At 71.6% G+C, this 25,050-nt stretch carries 24 protein-coding genes; 10 read left to right on the plus strand and 14 right to left on the minus strand.

The annotated features are described in order from the left end of the window. Positions 1-121: 121 nt before the first annotated feature. Complete coding sequence (locus ACIGWZ_RS27570) at positions 122-1,192, plus strand: M23 family metallopeptidase (protein ID WP_400069165.1); 1,071 nt, start codon at positions 122-124, stop codon at positions 1,190-1,192. An 83-nt stretch (positions 1,193-1,275) separates the two neighbouring features. Here the strand turns inward: ACIGWZ_RS27570 and ACIGWZ_RS27575 are convergent, their stop codons facing one another. After that, positions 1,276-2,154 carry a Cof-type HAD-IIB family hydrolase gene (locus tag ACIGWZ_RS27575; RefSeq protein WP_400069167.1) on the minus strand — a complete coding sequence of 293 codons (879 nt, stop codon included), beginning with the start codon at positions 2,152-2,154 and terminating at the stop codon, positions 1,276-1,278. Positions 2,155-2,233: 79 nt separating this feature from the next. After that, positions 2,234-3,142, minus strand: coding sequence for an LLM class flavin-dependent oxidoreductase (locus tag ACIGWZ_RS27580; protein ID WP_400069169.1), 909 nt, complete (start codon positions 3,140-3,142; stop codon positions 2,234-2,236). Positions 3,143-3,384: 242 nt separating this feature from the next. Here ACIGWZ_RS27580 and htpX point away from each other — a divergent pair, with 242 nt between their 5' ends. Further along, a complete protein-coding gene (htpX, locus tag ACIGWZ_RS27585; protein WP_400069171.1) occupies positions 3,385-4,284 on the plus strand; it encodes a zinc metalloprotease HtpX in 900 nt (299 codons plus the stop codon). A 65-nt stretch (positions 4,285-4,349) separates the two neighbouring features. Further along, positions 4,350-4,913: a hypothetical protein gene (locus ACIGWZ_RS27590; RefSeq protein ID WP_400069173.1), complete on the plus strand. Its 564-nt coding sequence runs from the start codon at positions 4,350-4,352 to the stop codon at positions 4,911-4,913. A 113-nt stretch (positions 4,914-5,026) separates the two neighbouring features. On the opposite strand, the gene ACIGWZ_RS27595 is transcribed toward ACIGWZ_RS27590, so the two are convergent. Then, positions 5,027-5,569: an RNA 2'-phosphotransferase gene (locus ACIGWZ_RS27595; protein WP_400069175.1), complete on the minus strand. Its 543-nt coding sequence runs from the start codon at positions 5,567-5,569 to the stop codon at positions 5,027-5,029. A 48-nt stretch (positions 5,570-5,617) separates the two neighbouring features. Beyond that, positions 5,618-6,190, minus strand: a complete 573-nt coding sequence (locus tag ACIGWZ_RS27600) for a PadR family transcriptional regulator (protein WP_400069177.1) — start codon at positions 6,188-6,190, stop codon at positions 5,618-5,620. Positions 6,191-6,347: 157 nt separating this feature from the next. Between ACIGWZ_RS27600 and ACIGWZ_RS27605 the strand changes: the two genes are divergently transcribed. Both ACIGWZ_RS27605 and ACIGWZ_RS27610 read left to right on the plus strand, forming a co-directional pair. Further along, the gene (locus ACIGWZ_RS27605; RefSeq protein ID WP_400069179.1) at positions 6,348-6,932 is read left to right on the plus strand and encodes a hypothetical protein; all 585 of its coding nucleotides are present in this window, start codon (positions 6,348-6,350) and stop codon (positions 6,930-6,932) included. 4 nt (positions 6,933-6,936) lie between these two features. Further along, a complete protein-coding gene (locus tag ACIGWZ_RS27610; protein ID WP_400069181.1) occupies positions 6,937-8,286 on the plus strand; it encodes a carotenoid oxygenase family protein in 1,350 nt (449 codons plus the stop codon). Between the two features lie 49 nt (positions 8,287-8,335). Here ACIGWZ_RS27610 and ACIGWZ_RS27615 read toward each other — a convergent pair whose 3' ends face one another. Genes ACIGWZ_RS27615 through ACIGWZ_RS27630 form a run of 4 tightly spaced genes read right to left on the minus strand, consistent with a single transcriptional unit; the run spans position 8,336 to position 13,097 of the window. Next, on the minus strand, positions 8,336-9,433 hold the full coding sequence (locus ACIGWZ_RS27615) for a MerR family transcriptional regulator (protein ID WP_400069183.1): 1,098 nt from the start codon (positions 9,431-9,433) through the stop codon (positions 8,336-8,338). 21 nt (positions 9,434-9,454) lie between these two features. Beyond that, complete coding sequence (locus tag ACIGWZ_RS27620) at positions 9,455-10,372, minus strand: metal-dependent hydrolase (RefSeq protein ID WP_400069185.1); 918 nt, start codon at positions 10,370-10,372, stop codon at positions 9,455-9,457. 59 nt (positions 10,373-10,431) lie between these two features. Beyond that, positions 10,432-12,234, minus strand: coding sequence for an SDR family oxidoreductase (locus ACIGWZ_RS27625; RefSeq protein ID WP_400069187.1), 1,803 nt, complete (start codon positions 12,232-12,234; stop codon positions 10,432-10,434). Then, the gene (locus tag ACIGWZ_RS27630; protein WP_400069189.1) at positions 12,231-13,097 is read right to left on the minus strand and encodes a M24 family metallopeptidase; all 867 of its coding nucleotides are present in this window, start codon (positions 13,095-13,097) and stop codon (positions 12,231-12,233) included. The genes ACIGWZ_RS27625 and ACIGWZ_RS27630 overlap by 4 nt, the downstream gene beginning before the upstream one ends. Positions 13,098-13,385: 288 nt before the next feature. Between ACIGWZ_RS27630 and ACIGWZ_RS27635 the strand changes: the two genes are divergently transcribed. The 4 genes from ACIGWZ_RS27635 to ACIGWZ_RS27650 all read left to right on the plus strand — a co-directional run bounded on the left by ACIGWZ_RS27635 (position 13,386) and on the right by ACIGWZ_RS27650 (position 17,048). Further along, positions 13,386-14,423 (plus strand): ABC transporter ATP-binding protein, encoded by a 1,038-nt coding sequence (locus ACIGWZ_RS27635; RefSeq protein ID WP_400069465.1) that lies wholly within the window; start codon positions 13,386-13,388, stop codon positions 14,421-14,423. A 7-nt stretch (positions 14,424-14,430) separates the two neighbouring features. Beyond that, on the plus strand, positions 14,431-15,342 hold the full coding sequence (locus ACIGWZ_RS27640) for an ABC transporter permease subunit (RefSeq protein ID WP_400069467.1): 912 nt from the start codon (positions 14,431-14,433) through the stop codon (positions 15,340-15,342). Further along, a complete protein-coding gene (locus ACIGWZ_RS27645; RefSeq protein WP_400069192.1) occupies positions 15,339-16,250 on the plus strand; it encodes an ABC transporter ATP-binding protein in 912 nt (303 codons plus the stop codon). The genes ACIGWZ_RS27640 and ACIGWZ_RS27645 overlap by 4 nt, the downstream gene beginning before the upstream one ends. A 78-nt stretch (positions 16,251-16,328) precedes the next feature. After that, positions 16,329-17,048 carry an ABC transporter permease subunit gene (locus ACIGWZ_RS27650; RefSeq protein WP_400069469.1) on the plus strand — a complete coding sequence of 240 codons (720 nt, stop codon included), beginning with the start codon at positions 16,329-16,331 and terminating at the stop codon, positions 17,046-17,048. 64 nt (positions 17,049-17,112) lie between these two features. Here the strand turns inward: ACIGWZ_RS27650 and mltG are convergent, their stop codons facing one another. From mltG to ACIGWZ_RS27665, 3 genes are all read right to left on the minus strand, one after another. Further along, the gene (mltG, locus tag ACIGWZ_RS27655; RefSeq protein WP_400069194.1) at positions 17,113-17,940 is read right to left on the minus strand and encodes an endolytic transglycosylase MltG; all 828 of its coding nucleotides are present in this window, start codon (positions 17,938-17,940) and stop codon (positions 17,113-17,115) included. Between the two features lie 363 nt (positions 17,941-18,303). Then, positions 18,304-19,584, minus strand: a complete 1,281-nt coding sequence (locus ACIGWZ_RS27660) for a CynX/NimT family MFS transporter (protein ID WP_400069196.1) — start codon at positions 19,582-19,584, stop codon at positions 18,304-18,306. Between the two features lie 71 nt (positions 19,585-19,655). Further along, a complete protein-coding gene (locus ACIGWZ_RS27665) occupies positions 19,656-20,366 on the minus strand; it encodes a FadR/GntR family transcriptional regulator (protein WP_400069471.1) in 711 nt (236 codons plus the stop codon). A 309-nt stretch (positions 20,367-20,675) separates the two neighbouring features. On the opposite strand from ACIGWZ_RS27665, the gene ACIGWZ_RS27670 reads away from it, so the two are divergent. Continuing rightward, complete coding sequence (locus ACIGWZ_RS27670) at positions 20,676-21,125, plus strand: VOC family protein (RefSeq protein ID WP_400069197.1); 450 nt, start codon at positions 20,676-20,678, stop codon at positions 21,123-21,125. A 170-nt stretch (positions 21,126-21,295) separates the two neighbouring features. Here ACIGWZ_RS27670 and lysA read toward each other — a convergent pair whose 3' ends face one another. The 3 genes from lysA to ACIGWZ_RS27685 all read right to left on the minus strand — a co-directional run bounded on the left by lysA (position 21,296) and on the right by ACIGWZ_RS27685 (position 24,948). Beyond that, a complete protein-coding gene (gene lysA, locus ACIGWZ_RS27675) occupies positions 21,296-22,669 on the minus strand; it encodes a diaminopimelate decarboxylase (RefSeq protein ID WP_400069199.1) in 1,374 nt (457 codons plus the stop codon). A 16-nt stretch (positions 22,670-22,685) separates the two neighbouring features. Beyond that, positions 22,686-23,108 carry an SAV_915 family protein gene (locus ACIGWZ_RS27680; protein WP_400069201.1) on the minus strand — a complete coding sequence of 141 codons (423 nt, stop codon included), beginning with the start codon at positions 23,106-23,108 and terminating at the stop codon, positions 22,686-22,688. Between the two features lie 316 nt (positions 23,109-23,424). Then, positions 23,425-24,948, minus strand: a complete 1,524-nt coding sequence (locus ACIGWZ_RS27685) for an MFS transporter (RefSeq protein WP_400069203.1) — start codon at positions 24,946-24,948, stop codon at positions 23,425-23,427. Positions 24,949-25,050 lie beyond the last annotated feature (102 nt).

Below are 25,050 nucleotides of genomic sequence, written 5' to 3' on the forward strand. Positions count from 1 at the left end.
TTGGGGCCAATCTCGCCCTATGCGTTCATGGGCGTGCTGGAAGGAGCGGGGGGCAGGTCGGGCGAGGGCGTGCGGAGCGTGCGCGTTCGCCCTGGTGGTGTCGGTGGCCGTGGGGACCGCAGTGCCGAACCCCCCGGTCGCGAGGGCGGTCGCCCGCGGGTGGCACGCCGTCGGTGACCGCCCCGTCGGTCCGCGTGCCGCGCCCGGATACTCGCCCCGGCCGCGGCTGGCCGAGGTGAGCCTGGAGGTGATCCGGCTGGGCGAGGCGGCGCGCCGGGCGGGCCGCTCGTACGAGGCGAGGCGCCGTGCGGTGCTGGAGCAGCGGGCGGAGAGCGACCGGCTGCGGACGGAAGTGGACCGGGCCCGGCGGCTGGCCGATGCGTTGCGGCGCCGGGTCGGCGCGATCGCCGATGCGCAGTACCGCACCGGCAGCCGCGTCGCCTACACCTTGCGCTCGGCGGCCTTCGACGGCCGGAAGCCGCTGGTCAGCGCGTACGAGGAGGCGGCGCGGCGGGAGCGGGCGCTGGTGCTGCGGGTGGGTACCGTGCAGCGCGCGGGCCGCATGCTGGCGGGCGACAGCGCGACGGCGATCGCCCGTGCGGCCGCGCTGGCCGCGGACCGCGACCGGCTCCGGGAGGCGCGGGCGCAGGCCGACCGCGGTCTGGATTCGGCGCGCGTCGCGCTGCGGCGGCTGGCGTCGCAGGCGTCCCGCAGCGGGAACTGCGGCACGTTGCCGAAGGCGGTGACCAGAGCGGCCCGGGCCGTCGCTCCGGTGGTCGCCCCGGGTGCAGCCTGGATGCGCCCGGTGGAGCGCTATGTGCTGTCGGCCCCCTTCGGCGGTGCGGGCTCCCACTGGGCCGCCGGCCATACGGGCCAGGACTTCGCGGTGCCGGTCGGTACTCCCGTGCGGTCCGCCGGGGGAGGCCGTATCGAGAGCGTGACCTGCGGTGACGGCCTCGGTATCAGCGTGGTCGTACGGCATCGCGCGGGCCTGTACACGGAATACGCGCATCTGTCGGCGGCGCTGGTGAGCCCCGGGCAGCGGGTCGTCCCAGGGGAGCGGATCGCGCTGTCGGGCGACACCGGAAATTCCACCGGGCCGCATCTGCACTTCGAGGTGCGGCGGACGCCCTACCTGGGGTCGGGTGTCGATCCCGTGCCGTGGCTGCGGCAGCACGGCGTCACGTTGTGAGGTGCTGTCGGGTGTGAGCCGCAGTGCGCCGTGTGTCGGCCGTGACGGCGGTCTCGGGTGGCCGGCCGTACGGGTGTGAGGCGCTACCGGGCGTTCAGGATGCGCTCGATGACGACAGCGACGCCGTCCGCGTTGTTGGATTCCGTACGGCGGGTGGTGGCGGCCAGCACGTCGGGGTGGGCGTTGGCCATCGCGTACGAGGTGCCGGCCCAGCTGAGCATCTCTATGTCGTTGGGCATATCGCCGAAGGCGACGACTTCCGCGGGCGAGATGCCGCGCTCCTTGCAGCAGCGGGCCAGGGTGCCGGCCTTGCTGACGCCGGGACCGCTGATCTCCAGGAGAGCGGTGGGGCTGGACCGGGTGAAGGACGCGAGATCGCCCGCGGCCGTACGGGCCAGCGCCAGGAAGGCGTCGGGGTCGAGGTCGGTGTGGTGTGCGAGGAGCTTGAGTACGGGCTGGCCCTTGCCTTCCGGGTCCACGGATGCCGCGAAGTCCTCGGCCAGGAGCTTTTCCGCCGGGGCGACGTTCGCGGTCGGGTCCAGGCGGAGGGGCGGGTACCCGGGTTCGTGGTGGAAACTGCCGGTCCGCTCCACCGCGAAGGTGGTGCCGGGGGCGGCGCTGCGCAGCGCGGCGACGACGTTCAGCGCGACCGTGGGTTCCAGGGGGCTGACCTCGACGATGCGGCGGCCGCGGTGCAGGTCGACGACGGCCGCGCCGTTCGCGCAGATCGCCAGGCCGTGGCCGTGCACATGGTCGCTGACCACGTCCATCCAACGGGCCGGGCGGCCGGTGACGAAGAAGACCTCGATGCCGGCCTCCTCGGCGGCGGCGAGCGCGGCGATCGTGCGGTCGGAGACCGTCTTGTCGTCGCGCAGCAGCGTGCCGTCGAGGTCGGTGGCGATCAGCCGGGTCGGCCGGGAGGGAACGACCGGCTCGGGCGGCGTGGCGGAGGCATCAGTCACGGGGTCATCTTCGCGTACGGCGGCGCACAGGCGTGCGCTGGGGCGCCCGCCTGAGCTCCTGGGGTGAGTGCTCCTCCGGTCACCCGAGCTGCGCGGCCGCCTCGGTGGCGATCTGTTCGAACACCTTCTGGTCCGCGGCGAAGACGGAGTCCGGTATCGGTGCGTGCACGACGATCTCGGTGAATCCGAGTGCGCGGTGCCGGCCCGCGAAGTCCACGAACGCGTCGAGGGACTCCAGCGGACGGCCGCCGTCCGGCGTGAAGCCGGTGAGAAAGACCTTGTCCAGCTGGGCGATGTCCCGGCCGACGTCCGAGCAGGCCTTCTCCAGCTTCTCCAGCTGGTCCTTGATGGCGGCCACCGAGTCCTCGGGGGTGCCGGTCGCGGCGATCTTGGGGTCGCCGGTCGTCACCCACGCCTGGCCGTGGCGGGCGGCGAGGCGCAGCCCGCGCGGGCCGGTGGCGGCGACCGCGAAGGGGATGCGGGGCCGCTGCACACAGCCGGGAATGTTGCGGACCTCGTCGGCCGAGTAATGGGTTCCCTGGTGGGAGACCACGTCCTCGGTGAGCAGCCGGTCGAGCAGCGGTACGAACTCGCCGAAGCGGTCCGCCCGTTCGCGCGGTGACCAGGAGTCCTGGCCGAGCGCGGTCGCGTCGAAGCCGTTGCCGCCGGCGCCGATGCCCAGGGTTATGCGGCCGCCGGAGACGTCATCGACGGTGATCAGTTCCTTGGCGAGGGTGACCGGGTGCCGGAAGTTGGGCGAGGTCACCAGCGTGCCCAGGCGCATCCGGGAGGTGACCGCCGCGGCGGCGGTCAGTGTGGGCACGGCGCCGAACCACGTCTGGTCGCGGAAGGACCGCCAGGACAGGTGGTCGTAGGTGTACGCGGTGTGGAATCCGAGATCTTCGGCCCGCTGCCACTGTTCGCGGCCGCCGTCGTGCCAGCGGCGGACGGGAAGGATGACGGTGCTCAGATGGAGAGAGGCGCTCATGCCGTAAAGCGTACGGGGAGGCCCGGAAAGCCCGGGGTGACGTCGGTTACGGGGCCGCTCGTCGGCCGACGGTCCTCGTGCGTCTGTTTCACGTGAAACAGATCGGCCCGCGCTTTACCCCGCATATAGCGGCGAAGAGGGAGAATCGGGACAGCGGCGCAGTGTGCAGGGCGCGGCGCGCGAGGCAGGGCAGCGCGCGGAGCGTCCGGGCTGCGCGAAGAGTGGTGCGATGTGGAGGAGCCATGGCACAGACCCGATTCGCCCCCGACCGCGGGCTGACCTCGCGCATGGTCACGACGATGTTCTTCATCGGACTGCTGTACGTCGTGGTCGTAGGCGTGCTGGTGGTGCTGCTCAAGGGCGCCTGGGTAGTGGTGTTGATCATTGCGGGGGGTCTGTTCGTCGCGCAGTTCTGGTTCAGCGACCGGATCGCGGCGTTCAGCATGGGCGCGCGCGAGGTGACGCCGGAGCAGGCACCCGAGCTGCACGGTGCCGTCGACCGGCTGTGCGCGCTGGCCGATATGCCCAAGCCGCGGGTCGCGATCGCGAATTCGGACGTGCCGAATGCGTTTGCGACTGGCCGTAATCAGAAGAATTCGATGGTGTGCGCGACGACGGGGCTGCTGCGGCGGCTGGAGCCGGAGGAGCTGGAGGGGGTGCTCGCGCACGAGCTCTCGCACGTCGCGCACCGCGATGTGGCCGTGATGACCATCGCGTCGTTCCTCGGCGTACTGGCCGGAATCATCACCCGGGCCGCTCTGTGGAGCGGCGTCGGGCGTAACAATCGCGATCAGAACGCGGCCATCGCCGTACTGATCGTCACTGCCGTCAGCGTCGTCGTCTACGCCATCAGCTTCCTGCTGACCCGGCTGCTGTCCCGCTACCGGGAGCTGTCCGCGGACCGTGCCGCCGCGATGCTCACCGGCCGCCCGTCGGCGCTGGCCTCGGCGCTGACCAAGGTCACCGGGCAGATTGCGAAGATCCCGACCGAGGATCTGCGCAAGGCCGAGCCGTTCAATGCGTTCTACTTCGCCCCGGCGTTCAACAAGGAGAGCTTCAGCAGGCTGCTGTCCTCGCACCCGACGCTGGAGCAGCGGCTGGACCAGCTCGGCCGGATCGCGGCGCAGCTGGGGCGGCCGTGAGGCGTCCCGGACCGGAAGGGACCGGCGGGGGAATGCATCAGTGAGTGAAGGAGAGAGGGTCGCGCATGGGATTTCTGGACGCCATTCTGGGCCGTAGCAAGCCGGTACGCCCCGACCTCGACCAGCTGTTCGCGCTGCCGTCCGCCGCCGTGACGCTGGAGGCCGCGGCCGACTTTCGGCCCACCGGCCTGGGATCGGTGTGCTTCGCGAGCGTCGAGGGCGGGGCGTTCTCGCGGATCCAGGAGGAGGCGCAGGGGCTGCTGGACGGCTCGGTGGAGTTCACACAGGACGCCTACGGCTATACGTGGCTGCTGGCTCGGCATGCGCCGGACGACGTGGCGGGCTTGGTCAACGACCTGCACGCGGTCAATACGTCGCTGGAGGAGGCGGGATTCGGGCCGCAGCTGCTGTGCTCGCTGATCGGCTTCCGCGACGGGCGGGACCGGCCGCTGGCGCTGGTCTACCTCTACAAGCGCGGGACGTTCTATCCGTTCGCACCGCAGCCGGGCGGTGGCGAGAAGCGGGACAACCCGCTGGAGCTCCAGGCGCGGGCGATGCTCGGGGACGATCTGACGATCGAGAAGGATCTGGCGCGGTGGTTCCCGGTGTGGGGGGCACCTGGGCTGTGAGCCGGGGCGACGGTCCTGCGGGGGCGGACGGGCGGGGGATCGGCTCGTCCGCGGCGCGCTGCTCTGCGGGGCCGGCGGGCCACGGGACCGGGGCCGCTGAGCGCGGTGGCCGCTCAGTCCGGGAACCGGAGGAATTCCGGCGGCACGTGGGCGGTGAGCCAGACGCCGTTGGCGCTGACCTGGAAGACATGGCCGGCCCGGTGCATCGCGGCCGCATCGACGGCCAGTACGACGGCCTTGCCGCGTCGGGCGCCCACCCGGGTCGCGGTCTCGCGGTCCGGTGAGAGATGGACGGCGTGCCGGGACATCGGCAGCAGCCCCTCGTCCCGGATGGCAGCAACGCTGCGGGCCACCGTGCCGTGAAAGAGGCACTCGGGCGGGTCGGCCAACGGCAGGTCGAGGTCGACGCGGATCGAATGGCCCTGGTTGGCGCGGATACGGCCATGCTCGATGGCGTAGCGCCGCTTGTCGTTCTGGGCCACCACCGCTTCCAACTCGGCCCGGGTGAACCGGAACCCGTGCCGCGCGGCCGCCTCGATCAGTTCCGGCACCGCCACCCAGCCCTGGGCGTCGAGGGTGATGCCGATCCGTTCCGGCTCATGCCGAAGATGCTTCGCCAGATATTTGGAAATGCGCACGGAGCGCTGACTGTTCATGGCTTCAGGGTGCCGCCCTTGGCGTCCGGCGGCATCTGAATTCCCGGTCTAGGCGTCGCCCCTGTCGGCCTTCTCCCTGACGCGTTCGCCCGCCGGCCTGGCCCTCTCGCGGCCGACCTCCTCGGCGGCCCAGCGGGCCCATTCCTCCTGCATCGCCGTCTGGCGCAGGCCGTACTCCAGCGCGAGCCGCCCGTAGACGGAGATCATGTCGTCGTCCCACGGGGTCGCCTCGTCGATATGCTCCAGCGCCTCGTGCCTGCGCGACGCTTCCTCGGCCCGGGACAGGAGGTAGGCGCCGGCCTCGAGCGGGGTGAGCACGCCGAGGAAGAAGACGCGCAACAGGCCGTCGAAGCGCGGGGGGCCGCTGGGCTCGACCTCGATGAGCCAGTGCCGCAGTTCGCTCACGCCACTGTCGGTGATCGCGTATTCCTTGCGGCCGCGGGGGCCTTCGGCGGCGACCTCGACCATGCCCGCGGCGGTGAGCTTGGACAGTTCTCCATAGACCTGACTCTGAGTGGCGGGCCAGACGTTCGCGAGCGAGGCGTTGAACGTCTTCATCAGGTCGTAGCCGCTGGCGGGGGCTTCTGCCAGCAGGCCCAGCACGGCGTGTCTCAGGCTCATGACACACAGATTACCTTCCACTGTTGACATGTCAAAGATGGACCTTCTACATTCGACATGTCGAGATTGGAATATGGCTCGGGCGGCGTAAGCCGGAGCCGGAACATATGCGCTTGTCCGGCCCGGCGGGCCGGAAGCGCCGGGGAAGAGGGGGATCATGGGCTACCTGCGGAGCTTCATTCCGTGGCTGGTGTTCGCGGGAGTGGCGTCGTTCGGCTGGCAGTGGGGGGCGCTGGCGGCGCTGGTGGTCGCTGCGGGGCTGCTCGTTGCCGACCGCGCCGGGGGCCTGTCGCTGGAGTTCCGGTTGCTGGAGTACGGCACGATCGTGTTCTTCGCGGCCCTGGCGATGCTGGCCTTCGCCCAGCCCCACAGTGGTCTCCGGCTCTACAGCGGCGCCTTGTCCCATGGCTGGCTCGCGCTGATCGCCTGGCTGTCCCTCGCTGTCCGCCGCCCCTTCACCATGGCCATCGCGCGTCGGATGGCCCCGCCGGAGGTCTGGCACACCCCGCTCTTCCGGCGCATCAACATGGTGCTCACCACGGCCTGGGCGGTGTCCTTCACTCTCGGTGCGGCAGCGCAGGCGGTCGTCGCCGCCGAGCATCTGAGCCTGCTCGTCTCCATCCCCATCCAGATCGCCGGATTCGTCCTTCCCGCCCGCTTCACTGCTTGGTACCCGGACCGGGCCCGTGCCCGGTTCCTGCAGGAGCAGTCCGGCGCGCAGCCCGGTCTCCAGGAGGCATGACGCCATGACCGCCACGACTCCCAGCGCTCCCACCGAATCCTCGGTCCCCGCGCCCCATATGGCCGGCAACTTCGCGCCGGTGCCGGACGAGGTGACCGCCTACGACCTGCCCGTAACGGGCACCGTCCCGCCGGAGCTCACCGGCTGGTTCCTGCGCAACGGCCCCAACCCGCGTGACGCCGCCTCGCCGCACTGGTTCTTCGGTGACGGTATGGTGCACGGCCTGCGTCTGGAGGGCGGCCGCGCCGTCTCCTACCGCAACCGCTGGGTCCGGACCAGCACCTTCACCGACGGCGTGCGGCCCGTGGACGAGCAGGGCCACCGCAACCTCCGGGCGGGAGTGGCCAACACCCATGTCGTCCGGCACGCCGGCCGCACCCTGGCGCTGGTCGAATCGTCCTTCCCTTACGAGGTCGACTGCCGACCCGGCCACGAGCTGGAGACCATCGGAGTCCATGACTTCGGCGGCCGGCTCGGCACCGCCATGACCGCCCACCCCAAGACCTGCCCCACGACGGGCGAGCTCCACTTCTTCGGGTACGGCGGCTCCGAACCGCCTTACCTCACCTACCACCGCGCCGATGCGGCCGGGGAGTTGGCGGTCAGCCGCCCCATCGACGTACCGGCGCCGACGATGATGCACGACTTCCATCTCACCGCCGCCCACGTCATCTTCATGGACCTCCCCGTCGTCTTCGACCGCAGTCACCCCGGCATGCCGTACGGCTGGGACCCGGACTACGGCGCCCGGCTGGGCGTGCTGCGCCGCGACGACCCGTACGGCGAGGTCCGCTGGTTCTCCATCGACCCCTGTTATGTCTTCCACAGCCTCAATGCCCATGACGACGGCGCGCAGCGCATAGTCCTCCATGTCTCCCGCTACGCCGAGTACGGCACCGACAGCGGAGCCCATCTGTGGCGCTGGAGCATCGACCTGGCCTCCGGCACCGTGGCGGAGGAGCAGCTCGACGACCGGTTCGGCGAGTTCCCGCGGATCGACGACCGCCTGGCCGGGCAGCCCGCCCGCTTCGGGCACGTCATCTCCGGTGAGCTGCCCGGCTCGGGCCCGATGCCGGGCACGCTGCTCCGCTACGACCTGCGGTCCGGCGCGGTGGTCCGGCACGACTTCGGCCCCGGCCGCACCCCGTCGGAGGCGGTCTTCGCCCCCGCGGACGACCGTCCGGGCGGGCCGGGCTGGCTGATGACCTACGTCTATGACGCGTCCACCGACACCAGCGATCTCGTCATCCTGGACGCGGAGGACATATCCGCCGACCCGGTGGCGACGGTCCATCTCCCGCAGCGGGTGCCGTACGGATTCCACGCAAACTGGCTTGCGGATGAGGCCAGTTGAGGTCTGAGGTCTGAGGTCTGGGAGCTGGGGGCTGGGGGACGCGGCTCGCTCAGCGGCCGGGTGCGGCGTCGCCGGTCGGCGTATTCCGCACGGCCGAGGACGCCAGCGCATCCATGGTGCGGGCCTGGACCTCGCGATGGGCGGCGGCGGCGATGAAGGCGGCCGCATTGTCCGGGCCGACCAGGTCTCGTACGGCCTGGACGGTGTCGGCGGGCAGCGCCACCGGCTCCGGGACCGCCGGGGGACGGGGGGCCCCAGCCGTCCCGGGGGCGGGCGGAGCCCCCGGCGCAAGCTCCGGACCGGGCAGGGGACGTGGCTGCCGCTCCGGAACCGACGCCGGTGCCCGCCCGCTCAGGGCCCGCGGATCCGCCGACGGTGCCTCCGGTAGAGCCTCGGCGAGATGGCGCCGAAGGTAGCGAGTGGCCAGGGTGCGCATGGCGCGGGCAAGTTCGGCGTCGACGGTCTGCTGGGCCAGCGGGCGGAGGCGCCGTACGAGGGCGGCTGCCTCGGCGGCTTCGGATTCGGTGGGCGTGTGGTCCAGGAAGGGGCGGAAGACGTGTTCGGTGGTGAAGTCGAGGAAGCGGGCGGCGATGTGTTCGACCTGGCCCCGTACCTCTCGCAGATGGCCGGAGATGGCCATGAGCGGGACGCCGGCGGAGTGGAGTTCGGCGGCGACGGCGAGCTCCTGTGGGCTGGGGACGAGAAACTCGTCCTCGTGGCCCGGGACGCGTTCGAGGACGCCGAGCTCGACGGCCTCGGCCACCGCCGCCTCGTCGGACGTGCCGCCGAAGGCGGTGTCCAGATCGGCGCGGCTGATGCGGGCCGCCTTCTCGTCGGTCCACGGCCCGTCGATCTCGGCGACCAGGCCGAGCACCCCGCCGAGGCCGAGTCCCGCGTCCCAGGCCTCGAGGAGTTCCTTGATGCTGGCGAGGGTGTAGCCGCGGTCGAGAAGGTCGGCGATCCGGCGCAGCCGGGCCAGATGGGCATCGCCGTACACATTGGCCCGGCCGCGGCGTTCGGGGCGTGGGAGCAGGCCGCGGTCCTGGTAGGCGCGGATCGTGCGGACCGTGGCGCCGCTGAGATGGGCCAGATCCTCGATGCGGTATTCGGCCGTCGGCGGCTGCTCGGTCACTGCGGTGCTCCTCATGAGCGCGTGGCTGGTTGCGCGTTACGAGAGTGCCGCGCGGCCCACCGCACCCGCCGCCGCCCGTGCGGCCGGGGAGGATGCCAGGTAGGCGACGGCCGTGCGCAGCGACCCTTCCTGCGAGGGATGGTACGACCGCCGCAGATAGCGCGGTATCGCCGTGCCCAGCTCCCGCCAGGTGGGCAGCAGGCCCTTGCGTACGGCGCGGTTGTGCTCGCGCAGCGCGTAGCGGGAGCGGGTGGCGAGCTGGGGATCGTGCCGGAGGAGGTAGGCGGCGCCCCAGCCCCAGAGGTAGAGGAGGACGGGTGCCGTGACGGACATCCCCAGAATGCGGCGGAGGTAGCGGGCGGGGTCTTCGCCGCCGGTGTGCTGGTACATGTCGAAGGCGACGGCACGGTGCTCGACCTCCTCGGCGCCGTGCCAGCGCAGCAGGTCGAGCATGACCGGGTCGGGGGCGGCGCGGTCGAGTCCCTCGGCAGCCAGCACCCAATTGCCGAGCACCGCGGTGAACTGCTCGATGGCGGCGATGAGGGAGAGCCGGAAGCGCAGCCATTCCCGTGCGGGAAGCGGTATGCCGAAGGGCGGCCTCTCGCCCAGGAGGTATGCGAAGAGGAAGTCGACGTGCCGGGTGTACGGGCCGGTGTCCAGGCCCTGGTGGGCCAGGTGTTCAAGGACGTAGGCGTGTTGGACGCTGTGGGTGGCCTCCTGGCCCATGAAGCCCTTGACGTCCTTGAGGAGTTCCTCGTCCCGGACCAGCGGCAGGGCTTCCTTGAAGACCTTGACGAACCACCGCTCGCCCGCGGGCAGCAGCAGATGCAGCACATTGATGACGTGCGTGGCGGTGGGTTCGTCCGGTATCCAGTGCAGCGGCGTCCCGCGCCAGTCGAACGAGACCCGGCGCGGCGCTATCGGGTGGTGCTCCGGTGGGTGTGAGGTGCTCATGCGCGGCTCCTGACGTGCGCAGATCTCCTGGAGGCGACGAACGGTGGCGACAGCGGTGGCTAGAGCGGTGGCGCGATGCGGGCGATGGCACGCAGGGCGCGCGGGGTGAAGCGGGACATCAGCTGGGCGCCGCGCGCCTCGGGGGTGACGGGCACCACCGCCTGGTTACGCACCACCGCTCGCAGCACGGCGTCGGCGACTTTCTCCGGCGGGTAGTTGCGCATCCCATACATCCGGGAGGCCTTGGCCTGGCGGCGCTTCTCCTCGTCCGCCGGGACGCCGGCGAAGTGCGAGGTGGCGGTGATGTTGGTGTTGACCAGTCCCGGGCAGATGGCCGAGACGCCGATGCCCCGGCCCGCCAGCTCGGCGCGCAGGCACTCGCTGAGCATCAGGACGGCCGCCTTGGACGTGCTGTAGGCGGGCAGGACCTTGGACGGCTGGAAGGCGGCGGCCGAGGCGGTGTTGACGATATGGCCGCCCTGCCCGCGCTCCGCCATCCGCCTGCCGAAGATCCGGCAGCCGTGGATGACGCCCCACAGATTGACGTCCAGGACCTTCTTCCAGTCTTCGACGGTGGTGTCGAGGAAGGAGCCGCACAGGCCGATGCCGGCGTTGTTCACCAGGACGTCGACGGTGCCGTATGCGGCATCCACCTTGTCGGCGAGCTTCTCCATCGCCGCTTCGTCCGTGACGTCGACGGTCTCGCCCCAGGCCTGCGGGGCGCCGATCAGCCGCGCCATGTCGGCGGTCCGCGCCGCGCCCTCCGCGTCCCGGTCGACGGCGACGATCCGCGCGCCGGCCTCGGCGAAGGCGAACGCCGTGGCCCGCCCTATGCCGCTGGCCGCGCCGGTCACCAGCACCAGCTGCCCGCCGAAGCGATCGGCATACGGACCGGAGGCCAGCACCTTCTTCGCCGGGTCGCCCTCCTCCTTGGCCGTGATGAACTCGGTGATCCAGGAGGTCAGCTGGTCGGGCCGGGTGCGCGGCACCCAGTGCTTGGCGGGGAGGGTGCGGCGTACCAGCTGGGGCGCCCATTGCTCCAGGTCGTCGTACAGCCGCTGGGAGAGGAACGCGTCGCCGGTCGGGGTGATCAGCTGGACCGGGCAGTGCGCATAGGCGTCGGTGCGCGGGCGGCGCAGCCGGGGGAGGACGTTGTCGCGGTAGAGCCAGGCGCCGTGGGCGGCGTCGGTCGGCAGCGACGGGGTCGGATAGCCGCCGGCGGGGACCTTCTCCACCCGCTGCAGGATCCTTGGCCAGCGCTTGCCGAGCGGGCCCTTCCACGCCAGCTCGGGCAGTACGGGGGTGTGCAGCATGTAGACGTACCAGGACTTGGCGCTCTGGTTGAGGAGCTGGGCGGCGCGCCGCGGGGTGGGGCGCCTCATCCGCTTCTTGATCCAGTGGCCGAAGTGGTCCAGCGACGGGCCCGACATGGAGGTGAAGGACGCGATCCGGCCCTCCGTGCGCCGGACCGTGGCGAATTCCCAGGCCTGTACGGAGCCCCAGTCATGGCCCACGAGGTGGACCGGCCGGTCGGGGCTGACGGCGTCCGCGACGGCCAGGAAGTCGTCGGTCAGCTTCTCCAGGGTGAACCCGCCGCGCAGCGGCTTCGGCGCCGTCGAGCGGCCGCAGCCCCGTACGTCGTAGAGCACCACATGGAAGCGTTCGGCCAGCCGCTGCGCGACCTCGGACCACACCTCCTTGCTGTCGGGATAGCCGTGCACCAGCATCACCGTGGGCCGCTCGGCGTCCCCCAGCTCGGCGACACACAGCTCGACGCCGCCGGTACGCACCACGCGCTCCCGCGCCGCCCGGAGCCCGCGCTCCGGCCCCTGTCCTTGCCCCTGAGCCCGTCGCGTGTTCATGCGGCCTTCTCCTCCTGCCAGCGCCGCACATGCGGCAGATCGTCGTCCAGCCAAAAGGCGCTTTCCTGCGGGTCCTTGGAGTCGGTGACGACCAGGATCTCCTCGAATTTGGCGCCGGTACCCCGGAATCCGAGGTGAGGTTCGACCGCCCACAGTCCGGGCTGCGGCGGATGGTCGGAGAAGGTGTACGGGCTCCACAGGGGGGACCAGCCGTCCCGGTGGCCGTGCAGCGCATCGGAGGCGAGGCCCTTGAGGGACTGCGTGCCGAACCCGAAGAGGGTGGGGGACCAGCGGCGCTGCTTGACCCGGTCGATCTTGTGGGCGATGACGCCGAAGGGGTAGGCGCGGTGGCGGTTGGTGTGGCCCTGCCGCACCATCAGCCGCTCCACGTCCTCGTAGATCTCGCGCAGTGAGCGCCGCTCGCGCACCTCGCGCAGGATGAGCTCCCGGTGTGCTTCGAGGTCGGCGAGCAGCCGGTCGTGTACGGGGTTGAGGCCGAGACAGCCGGAGTAGCCGATGTCGGCGGTGAAGCCTTGGTGGACCGGGGCCATGTCGAGGATGAAGGCCATGCCCGGTTCCAGCTCGCGGTTGGTGGGGAAGAACTGCAGCGGGATGCGGAAATCGGCGAAGGCCGTGCGGTCGCCGAACCAGGCGAACGGCAGATGGAACCAGTCCCGTACGCCGCGCTCGCGCAGCCACTCGCGCTGCATCCGCGCCGCCGCGCGCTCGGTGATCCCGGGCTTGAGCTGGGCGGCCACCGCCTCCGCGCAGTCGTACGCGAGCCGCTGGACCTCTCTGAATCCCCGGAGTTCGGCGGTGAGTTCTGCGGGTCCTGCTGAGGTCGCTGAGGTGACTGAGGCCATCGCCAACCGTCCGTCCGTAAGCGGTTCATCGCGGTACGCGCCCGTAACTTGACACTGATGAATGTGACAATGCTCGGCGGCTGCGTCAAGGGGTGCGCATACGGCGTGGCCCACGGCATCGCGCTCTGTACCCCCCGCTGTGCGGCGCGACCCTGACTCCAGGTCCCCTTCAGGCATGAGGTCCCCTACGGGTCCGTAGTACCGGAGAGGTATGCGAGGGGTGGGCAGAGACCACCATGTGGGTTGACGACCGGCGCGCGAGCGGCCTCTACCGTCGAAGACGTGACTGTGATCGTGACCGAAAGCCTGAGCAAGCGGTTCCCGCGGGTGACCGCCTTGGACCGGCTCTCCGTTGACATCGCCCCCGGCGTGACCGGCCTGGTGGGTGCCAACGGCGCCGGAAAGTCCACCCTGATCAAGATCCTCCTCGGCCTGGCCCCGGCCACCGAAGGGACCGCGCATGTCCTGGGCCTGGACGTGACCAAGGACGGCGCCGCCATCCGTGAGCGGGTCGGCTATATGCCCGAGCACGACTGCCTGCCGCCGGACGTCTCGGCCACCGAGTTCGTGGTGCACATGGCCCGGATGTCCGGCCTGCCGCCGACCGCGGCCCGCGAGCGCACCGCGGACACCTTGCGCCATGTCGGCCTCTACGAGGAGCGATACCGTCCCATCGGCGGCTATTCGACGGGCATGAAGCAGCGCGTGAAGCTGGCCCAGGCGCTGGTCCACGACCCGCAGCTGGTGTTCCTGGACGAGCCGACCAACGGCCTGGACCCGGTCGGCCGGGACGAGATGCTCGGCCTGATCCGGCGCGTGCACACCGACTTCGGGATCTCCGTCCTGGTGACCTCCCACCTCCTCGGCGAGCTGGAGCGCACCTGCGACCATGTCGTTGTCATCGACGGCGGCAAGCTGCTGCGCTCCTCCGCCACCGATGAGTTCACGCAGGCCACGGCCTCGCTGGCGGTGGAGGTCACGGACACCGACCGCTGCCCGGACGGCACCGCGGCGCTGCGTGCGGCGCTGGTCGCCGCCGGGGCCGTGGTGACCGATGCGTCCGGTGCCGAGGGCCTGGCCTCCTCGGGGCGGCTGCTGTACGTCGAGGCGCCCGGCGAGGAGACCTACGACCTCCTGCGCGACACCGTCGCCGACCTCGGCCTCGGCCTGATCCGGATGGAACAGCGCCGGCACCGGATAGCGGAGGTCTTCCGCGACGCGGACGCGGCAACCGCCGCCGCGCCGCCCGCCACCACTGCCTCGCCGCCCGCCACCCCCGACGCCCCGCACGCCATCCAGGACGGAGGCGCATCCGATGCCCGCTGAGTCTCCGATGCCGACCGATTCCCCGACCCGCTCCCCCGCCACCGCCGGCGGGGCCTATATCCACAACATCGGCTACCGCCACTACGACGGCCCCCGCCTGGGCCGTGCCTACGCCCGTCGGTCGCTCTTCTCGCAGAGCCTGCGTGGTGCCTACGGACTCGGCCGCTCGGCCAAGACCAAGGTGCTGCCGATGCTGCTCTTCGCGGTGATGTGCCTGCCCGCAGCGATCATGGTCGCGGTGGCGGTGTTCACCAAGGCGGCCAGCCTCCCGGTCGGCTATACCCGCTACGCCATCTACCTCCAGGCCGTCATCGGTCTCTATCTCGCCGCACAGGCTCCGCAGTCCGTCTCCCGCGATCTGCGCTTCAAGTCCGTCCCGCTGTATTTCTCCCGCCCGATCGAGCGCGCCGACTATGTGGCGGCGAAGTTCGCGGCCCTGGCGAGCGCCCTGTTCATCCTCACCGCGGCGCCCCTGCTGGTCCTCTATGTCGGGGCGCTGCTGGCGAAGCTGGACTTCCTCGACCAGACCAAGGGCCTGGGTCAGGGGCTGGTCTCCGTGGCGCTGCTCTCGCTCCTGTTCGCCGGGATCGGCCTGGTCATCTCGGCGCTCACCCCGCGCCGCGGCTTCGGCGTCGCCGCCGTGATCGCCGTCCTCACGATTCCGTATGGTGCCGTGAGCGCCGTCCAGAACATCGCCTCCGTCCAGGGCAGCGAGTCCGCCGTCGGCTGGCTGGGGCTCTTCTCCCCCATCACCCTCATCGACGGGGTACAGACGACCTTCCTCGGCGGGACCAGTTCCTTCCCCAACGGCCTGGCGCCGTCGACCGCCGCCGGGTTCGTCTATCTCCTCGTCACGCTGATAGCCATCGCCGGTTCCTACGCCCTGCTGATGCGCCGCTACCGGAAGGCCGGCCTGTGACAACGCTCCACATCGACCATGTCTCCCGCTGGTTCGGAAACGTCGTGGCGGTCAACGACATCACCATGACCATCGCCCCCGGCGTCACCGGCCTGCTCGGCCCCAACGGCGCCGGCAAGTCCACCCTCATCAACATGATGGGCGGATTCCTGGCTCCCTCCAACGGCACCGTCACCCTCGACGAGCGCACGATCTGGCGCAACGCCGGTATCTACCGCCACATCGGCATCGTCCCCGAGCGCGAGGCGATGTACGACTTCCTCACCGGCCGTGAATTCGTCCTCGCCAATGCCGAGTTGCACGGCCTCGGCCGGGCCGAGGCGGCCAGGGCGCTGGCCACGGTGCAGATGGAGTACGCCCAGGACCGCAAGATCTCGACGTACAGCAAGGGCATGCGGCAGCGGGTGAAGATGGCGTCCGCGCTGGTTCATGACCCGTCCGTGCTGCTGCTGGACGAGCCGTTCAACGGCATGGACCCGCGGCAGCGGATGCAGCTGATGGAGCTGCTGCGGCGGATGGGCGACCAGGGGCGTACGGTCCTGTTCTCCTCGCACATCCTCGAAGAGGTCGAGCAACTGGCCTCCCACATCGAGGTGGTGGTGGCCGGCCGGCATGCCGCATCCGGCGATTTCCGCAAGATCCGCCGGCTGATGACCGACCGCCCGCACCGCTACCTCGTCCGGTCCGACAACGACCGTGCACTGGCCGGTGCGCTGATCGCCGACCCCTCCACCGCCGGCATCGAAGTGGATCTCGTCGAGGGCGCGCTGCGCATCCAGGCCATCGACTTCGGCCGCTTCACCGAACTCCTGCCGCGGGTCGCCCGTGACCACGGCATCCGCCTGCTGACGGTCTCGCCCTCCGACGAGTCGCTGGAATCCGTCTTCTCCTACCTCGTAGCGGCCTGAGGCCGGAAAGGAGCCCGACGCATGTCCACGACCACTCCGACGGCCGCACCCGCACCCTCCGGCGCGCCCCGGGCCACGCTGTTCAACCCCACCGTCGCCCGGCTCACCTACCGAGCCCTGCTCGGCCGGCGCCGCGCGCTGATCCTCTTCGCGCTGCCCGCCCTTCTGGTGGTCCTCGCCGTCGCCGTCCGCGTGCTGGCCGGTGCCGATGACACCACCGCGAGCGGCATCCTGGGCGGATTCGCGCTGGGCACCATGGTCCCGCTGATCGGTGTCATCGCCGGTACGGGCGCGATCGGCCCCGAGATCGACGACGGGTCCGTGGTCTATCTCCTGTCCAAGCCGGTGCCGCGGCCGACGATCATCCTCACCAAACTCCTCGTGGCGATAGGCGTCACGGTCACCTTCTCCGCCGTCCCCGTCCTGCTCGCCGGCTTCATCCTCAACGGCAACAGCCAGCAGATAGCGGTGGCGTACGCCGTGGCGGCGGCCGTCGCATCGGTCGCCTACAGCGCGCTGTTCCTCCTCCTCGGCACCATCACCCGGCATGCCGTCGTCTTCGGCCTGGTCTACGCCCTGGTCTGGGAGGCGCTCTTCGGAACGCTCGTCCCCGGCGCCCGGACCCTCAGCGTCCAGCAGTGGGCGCTGGCCGTCGGCCAGAAACTGGGTGCGGAGGGGGCGCTCACCTCCGACGTTCAACTCCCGCTGGCCGCATGCCTGTTGGTGGTGGTCACGGTCGGCGCCACGTGGTACGCCGGACGTCGCCTGAAGTCGCTGACCCTGGCCGGAGAGGAGTAATGCGGAGGGGCGGAGCGGCGTGGGATGCGGGGCCATGGGCGTACGTACCCCGGTGGCCGCTCGCTCAGCCGCTCTGTGCCTGACCGCCGCCGGTGCCGTTCTTCTGGTGCTCGTTGAACTCCCGGACGTTGCGCAGATGCTCCTGGAAATCGGCGGTGAAGCGGGTGTCGCCCGGTTTGACGGTGACGAAGTACAGCCAGTCGCCCTTGGGCGGCGCGCCGGCCGCCTTGAGCGCGTCCGCCCCGGGGTTGTCGATCGGGGTGGGCGGCAGGCCCTGGTGCTTGTAGGTGTTGTACGGGCTGTCGGTCTTGGTGTCGGCGTGCGTGGTGGCGAGGGTGCTGCGGCCCAGCGCGTAGTTGATCGTCGAATCCATCTGCAGCGGCATGTTCCTGGCGATCCGGTTGTCGATGACCCGGGCGACCCTGCCCATATCGGACGGCCGGTCCGCCTCGGCCTGCACGATGCTGGCGATCACCACCGTCCGGTAGGCGGCGATACGGTCGTCGGCGAGCCGCTGGTTGGCCGTGTCGACCATGTAGGCGAGCAGGGACGCCGCGGTGGTGTCCTTGCGGATCGGATACGTGGCCGGGAAGAGGTAGCCCTCCGGGTTGCCCTTCGCCTCGGTCGGCAGGTTGAGGTGCGCGGCCTTGGCGGCCTTCGCGGTGCTGCCCTTGGCCAGGTGCAGCGCCTTGTCGGCGGCGGCGTAAACCTGCGCCGCCCGTTGCCCCTCCGGCACGGTCAGCTTTGCCTCGGGCTGAGGCCCGCGCAGCAGCCGCGGCACGAAGAGCACCGCAAGAATGACAAAAACGCACAAAACGGCAATGAGAATCAGCCAGCCGACCCGGGAAAGCCGCGGTCCGGACCGGCGAACGGTGCGCTGAACATCGCTCATGGGGGCACCGTAAGCCAGGCGGCGGCGATACGGGGACGACCTCCCCGGGATCGCTACCGATGGCGGGTTCCGGATGCGGGTGGGTTGCCCGGCGTTCACCGCGTGGTTGCGGAGCCGGGAGGGTGACCCGGCGTTTCGCCCTGCGGCGGTTCGGCGGGTCGGGCCACCGCAGGGGAAACAGGGGGTCGGGCGGCCGCGGACCCTACGCCCCCGGCAGCCACCTCATGAAGGTACGAAGCCCCTGAGCAGCTGAAGCCCCTGAGCCGCCAGGCCCTTGAGTCGTCGAACCCGTGAGCCGCTGAAGCCACTGAGCCCCTACGTCCCCGAGCCCCTACGTTTTTGAGCCCCTACGTCCCCGAGCCCCTACGCCCCGTCCCCGATGCGTCGATCGCGTCCCGCGCCCAGGCCCAGCAGGGCGAGCCCCGCGCACACGGCCAGGAGCAGCAGGATCGGGACGGTCCAGCCACCGGTGGTCTGGTGGACGGCGCCGAAAACCAGGGGGCCGGCCGCGGCGAGGAGATAGCCGCCGGTTTGGGCCATGCCGGAGAGGCGGGCGGCGGTGTGGGTGTCGCGGGAGCGGAGGACCATCATCGTCAGGGCCAGCCCCAGGGCGCCGCCCTGGCCGACCCCGAGCAGCGCCGCCCACAGCCAGGCACCGGCCACCGGGGCCACCAGCAGTCCGACGACGCCGCCGGCCATCAGCGTGGAGACGGCGACGCCCAGCAGCCGCTGTCGGCGCATCCGTCCCGCGAGCATCGGCACCACGAACGACCCCACCATCTGCACCAATGTGCTGAAGGCGAAGACCAGCCCCGCCGTGCCCTTGCTCATCCCGTGATCGGTGAAGATCGTCGGCATCCAGGCGATGACCACGTACGCGATCAGCGACTGCGAGCCCATGAAGAGCGTGACCTGCCAGGCCAGCGGGGAGCGGCTGAGCTTCGGCCCGTCCTCGACGGCATGGACGGGCTTCGCCGCGGCCGTGCCCGCCCTCGTGCCGCGACGGGCGATGACCGCCTGCGGGATCCAGACCACCGCGGCGACGGCGGCCAGCAGCGACCAGGAGACCAGGGAGCCCTGCCAGCCGCCGAGGGCGTTCTCCAGCGGGACGGCGGAGGCCGCCGAGACCGTGGCGCCGAGGATCATCGCGGTCGAGTACAGCGCCGTCATGCTCGCCGCCCGCTCCGGGAAGTCCCGCTTGATCAGCCCCGGCATCAGGACGTTCAGCAGGGCTATGGAGGTGCCGACCACCGCGCAGCCGATGAACAGCGCACTCACGGGCGGGGCGATCCGGAGCGCGATGCCGCCGCAGAGCAGGACCAGCGCGCCGCACAGCGTCGCCTCGGTGCCCCAGCGGCGGGCCAGCTTCGGGGCGGCTAGGGAGCCGAGGCCCATGAAGATCAGCGGGATGGTCGTCACCAGGCTGCTGGCGGTCGCGGCGAGGTGGAAGTGGTCGCCGATCTCGCCGAGCAGCGGCGAGACCCCGGCGAGCGCCGCCCGCATGTTGAGCGCGGCAAGGACGATCCCGGCGAGGAGGAGGGCCGGGTGAGTGCGCAGGCGACGGCGGGCCTCGGCGACCGGCGGCGTCGCTGCCAGGTCCTCCTCGGCGTCGATCAAGGGTGCTTCGGACAGGGGCCCGGACATGCGTGCGTACCTCGCCAAGATCGTTGCGTTACAAGGGAGTTGAGGAAGGGGGGACGGCTTCGGCCGGGCCCTCAGCGGGCGGCGAGCAGCGCCTCCACGGCGCGCTTCGGCTTCTCCAGCAGGGCGCGGGTGGCGCGCTCCGCGCCCTCCGGATCGCCCGTTGCGATGGCGTCCAGCACCGCGCGGTGATCGCCGTGCACGATTTTCGGCATCTCGTGATCGCCGAGCGCGCTGACCAACGCCTCCCGCACCGAACTGCTGAACCATCCGTAGGTCGCGGTCAGCGCGGCGTTGTGCGCGGCCTCGACGACGGCCTTGTGGAAGGCGATGTCGTGGTCGGCGTACAGCTCGAGGCTGCTGGCGTCGGGCTGTCCCTCGGCGTCCGCCAGCTCGGTCTGGGCGTCCAGGGCCGCCTGCATCCGCTCCAGGTCGGCGGGTTCGTGCCGGAGCGCGGCCAGTCGGGCGGCCTCGGCCTCCAGCGCGATCCGCAGCTCCAGAACGTCGCGGATGCCGGCCCGCTGGACGCCGCGCATGATTTCGCCGGGGTCCGACGCGGAGACGACGAAGGTGCCCTCGCCCTGACGTGAGCGCAGCATTCCGGCGTGTACGAGTACCCGGATCGCCTCGCGGACGGTGTTACGGCCGACCTGGAGCTGTTCGGCCAGGGCGTGCTCCGCAGGGATACGGGCCCCGACCTGCCACTCTCCGGCGGTCAGCTGGCTCCGCAGGGCCTCGACGACGGTGTCCACCAGGGATTGTCGTCCCGCCGCCTGCAGCGCCATGTCCGTCCGCTCGCCCTTCGCCGTCATTCACCAGGTCATCGCCAGTTGCCCAGTCATCCTACAACTGATGATTTCACTGTACACGTACATGGCTGCGGTAGCGTCCCGGGAACGCCCGCCGCCCGGCAGCCGTTCCGTCATGAAGACAGAAGCCGGGCAGGCAGGGTGCGGGAAGGAACCCGGGCGGGGTGCAGGCAGGCCCCAGGCAGGCCCTGGGCAGACCCCAGCCGGACGTCAGGACCCAGGAAGGGTGCGGGCGGCATTCCGGCGGTGCGCGGACAGCAGAAGGTGCTGGGAGGAGGTGGCCCGGTGACGGGCTTCTACCACGTGTGTTTCGTCGTCCCGGAGATCGAGGCGGCGATACGGGACCTTGGGACGGCTGCCGGAGCCGAGTTCCGTGAGCCCAAGGCGGACCGGCTCGGTGGCTGGGACTACCGGATCACCTTCACCCGGGGGGACCCGCCGCACATCGAGCTCATCGAGGGTCCGCCGGGCAGTCCCTGGGACGCGTCGGCGGGTGCCCGGTTCGATCACCTCGGATTCTGGACGCGGTCCATAGAGGCAGGCTCCCGGCACCTGGCGGACCAGGGCTTTCCCACGGACTTCTCCGGCTGTCCGTACGGGCGCCCCTTCGCCTATCACCGGATGGACAGCATCGGCGCCCGCGTCGAACTGGTCGATCTGGCCCGGCAGCCTGCCTTCCTGGAGGCCTGGAATCCGGGCGGGGCGCCCATGCCGCCGGTCGAGGGTGCGGATTGACCGGCCCGGGGCCACCGCCCACCGGCGGAGCCGCCGGGCCGCCCACCGGCGGAGCCGCACCCGCAGGCGCCCTCAGGCCCCCCGTCACGCCCAGCGCCCCAACGCCCCGCAGGCCCTAACGCCCCAAGCGCGCCCTCACACCCCAAGCAACCCCAAGCAACCCCAAGCCCTCAAAGCCCCACGTCCCGCCCCTGAATGTCCGCCAGCATCTCCCGTCGCACCAGAAGCCGGGCGTGGCCCTTGGTCACCGCGACCACGGGGGGCCGTCCGACCAGGTTGTAGCCGGAGGCCATCGAGAGGTGGTAGGCGCCCGCTACGGGGACGGCCAGCAGGTCGCCGGGGCGGATGTCGCCCGGCAGGCGGACGTCCGAGGCGAGGATGTCGCCCGCCTCGCAATGGCGGCCGACGACCGTGACCGGCTCCGTCGCGGCGGCCGAGCGACGGCCGACCAGGCGGGGCGCGTAGCGCACCCCGTACAGCGCGGGCCGCGGGTTGTCGCTCATTCCGCCGTCCACCGCCACGAAGGTGTGCCCGCCGGTCTGTTTGACGGCCAGCACCCGGTAGAGGACGACGCCGGCGGGGCCCGCGATGGCGCGGCCGGGTTCGATGGCGAGCCGCGGCACCGGCAGGCCGGCCGCCGCACAGCTCCCGGCCAGTTCGGCGCGGATCTTGGCGCCGAGGCCGACGATGTCGAGGGCGGGCTCGCCGGGCCGGTAGGCGACGCCGTGGCCGCCGCCGAGGTCCAGTTCGGGCAGCGTGATGCCGTGCTGCTCATGGATGCGGGCCAGCAGCCCGACCAGTCGCCGTACGGCCGACAGATACGGCTTGACGGCGGTGATCTGCGATCCCAGGTGGCAGTGCAGCCCGACCAGCTGGAGGCGGGGCTGGCCCAGGACCCGGGTGACGGCGTGCTGCGCGGAACCGTCCGCCAGCGACAGCCCGAACTTCTGCCCGTCGGTCCCGGTACGGATCTTGGCGTGGCCGCCGGCGGCGATCCCCGGGACGACCCGGATCAGCACCTTCTGCCGGCTGCCGGCCGGAACCGCGGCGGCCAGCCGGGCGATCTCCGAGGTGCTGTCGATGACGATCCGCCCGACGCCGAGCCGCAGCGCGGTCCGCAGGTCGTCCGGGCTCTTGGCGTTGCCGTGCAGCACGATCCGCTCCGGCGGGAAGCCGGTGGTGACGGCCAGCTCCAGCTCGCCCGCCGAGCAGACGTCCAGGCCCAGGCCCTCCTCCCGCACCCAGTGCGCCATGGCGCGGCACAGGAATGCCTTGGCCGCGTAGAAGACATCGGTGTCGGGGAAGGCCCGCAGGTAGGCGCGGCAGCGGCGGCGTACCTCGTCCTCGTCCAGGATGTACGCGGGCGTCCCGAAGCGCTCGGCGAGGTCGCTGAGCGGAACGCCGCCGACGGCGAGATCGTCGTCCACCAGGGGGACGGTGGACGAGGGCCATATGGCCAGCGAGGAGGCCGGCGGGGCGGAGTGCCGGACGGGCTCCGGTACGGCGGTCAGCGGGAGCGCGGTGTCGCTCATGGTGTCGCTCATGATCGGTTGCCCTCCCTCAGACGGCCGGCAGCGGCTGCGTACGGGGTTGCGTACGAGGCTGGGTACGGGGCTGCGCCAGGCTTTGCGTACGGGCCTGTGTCCGGGCCTGTGTCAGGGGTGGTGTCAGGGACTGCGTACGGGACTGGGCAAGGGGGATCTCGGGGGCGAACCGGGGGTCGACGGTCAGGCCGGTCGCTCCTACCGGTTCGGCCAGCGCGCGCAGCGCGGGTTCGGCGAGCCGCACCCAGGGCTGGCCGCCGCCGAGGGCCGCGGCGAGCCGCTGGGGCGAGGTGAAGGCGACGGCGGTGCGGCCGCCGAGCGGGGTGCGGAACAGGCGGGCCGTGCAGCCCGCGGGGCCCGACCGGACGGGAACGAACAAAGGCCCGGCCGGGACCCGATCGGAGGGCTCGGGGTCTTCCGCGTAAAGGTGATGGGACACGGCGTTGCTCCTCGGACTGCACATCGACGGCCCCGGACCGATGGGGAAACGCTGACGCCGGGGCTCGGCTCTGACGACGCTATGCCCGGTGAGCGGGGCACTTCCCCGGCCGCTGACGCATCATTGACGGTTTGCGGACGGGACTTGACGCGATGCTGCCGTTGGGTGGCCGGTCGGGGGCGGTGCGCGCCGGTGGCCGCCCGTCCGAGTACCGCGGTGCCCGGCCTTGACGCCGCGGAACGGGTTCCACCGGCGGGCGTCGGGTCCGCCGTCGGGCACCGTGCGGCCTCCGACGAAACCCCCGCCCCCGCGTCCCCTACACCCCCGCCGGCACCGAAGCCGCCCCCGTCCCCGTACCGGACTCCGAGTCCGCCGGGGCCGCCGTCGCCGCCTCCCGCTCCGGCCGCCGTACGACCGCCAGCACCAGCGCCCCGGTCGCCACCGCCACCAGCCCGGAGACCGCCGTGATGCGCGTCAGCCCCGACACATACGCGGCCCGGACCGCCGAGAGCGGGGCGCCGGGCGTGAGGGTGTGCAGCGCATCGGCGAAGACCGTGCCGAGGATCGCGATGCCGAAGGCGAAGCCCAGCTGCCGGCAGGTGTTCACCGCGCCGCTCGCCATGCCCGCCCGCTGCGGTGGCGCGGCGCCGAGCGCCGCCGAGACCAGCACCGGCATGGCCGCACCGACGCCCAGCCCGCTCACCGCGAGCCCGGGGACCAGCGTGGCCCAGCCCGCGCCGTCACCGAGCAGTACGGCGTGCAGCAGCGAACCCGCGCCCACCAGCAACAGGCCGATGCCGACCGGGAGCTGCGGCGCCAGCCGCTGGAGCAGCCGGCCGCCGAGCGCGCCGACCAGCAGGGACATCAGGGCCAGCGGCAGCACGGCCAGCCCCGCCCGGACCGGGCTCAGGCCCAGGACGTCCTGCGCCCACAGCCCCACGAACGTCAGTTGCGGGAAGGCCGCCGCCTGCATCAGCAGGGCCGCCGCCATCAGGACGGCGAACGAGGGGCGGCGCAGCAGCCGCAGGTCCAGCAGGGGCTGCGGCACCCGCCGCTCGACGATGACGAAGGCGAGCAGCGCCACCGCCGCGCCCGCGAGCGAGGCGAGCGTCCCGCCTTCCGTCCAGCCGCGCTCGCCGCCGCGCATCAGCCCGTACGTCAGGGCGCCCGCGGACACCGTGAAGGACGCGGCGCCCGGCCAGTCGATGCGCGCCATGGGGGTCCCCCCGGCCGCGTTCGTTCGGGGCCGGGGGAGGGCGCCGTGCGACTCGCGGACGTGGCGCACCGTCAGGTGGACGGCGAGAGCGGTCAGCGGCAGATTGACGAGGAAGATCGCCCGCCAGTTCAGGTACTCGGTGAGCAGCCCGCCGAGTACGGGGCCCACCGCGGCCGCGGCGCCGCTCGTGCCGCCCCAGACGCCGAACGCCACGCCGCGGTCGCGGCCCTGATAGGCGGCCATCAGCAGCGGGGTGTTGGTGGCGAACATCGCCGCCGCGCCGATGCCCTGGACGGCGCGGGCCGCGATCAGGACGCCCGGGCCGGGGGCCAGCCCGCAGGCGAGCGAGGCGAGCGCGAAGACGGCCAGCCCGGCCACGTACAGCCGGCGCCGCCCGAAGAGGTCCGCGGCCGAGCCCGCCACCATCAGCAGCGCGGCCAGCGCCAGCGCGTAGATGTCCATCACCCACTGGAGTGAGGTGAAGGAGGCGCCCAGGCCGTCGGATATCCGCGGCAGCGCGGAGACCACGATGGTCACGTCGACCAGCAGCATGAAATTACCGAGGGTGATGGCGACCAGCGGCCACCATTTCCCGTACTTCCCGCGCGAAGCTCTCTCGCTCATGATCACTCCTCCGTCGGTGTCTGCAAGGGGGTCGGCCCACGGTCCGTTGCCCGGCACCCGTTGTCGCAGCCACCGGATTCCCGGCGGCGCAATCCGACGCGC

It is taken from the genome of Streptomyces sp. NPDC053427 (genome assembly GCF_044544985.1).
Lineage (GTDB): Bacteria > Actinomycetota > Actinomycetes > Streptomycetales > Streptomycetaceae > Streptomyces.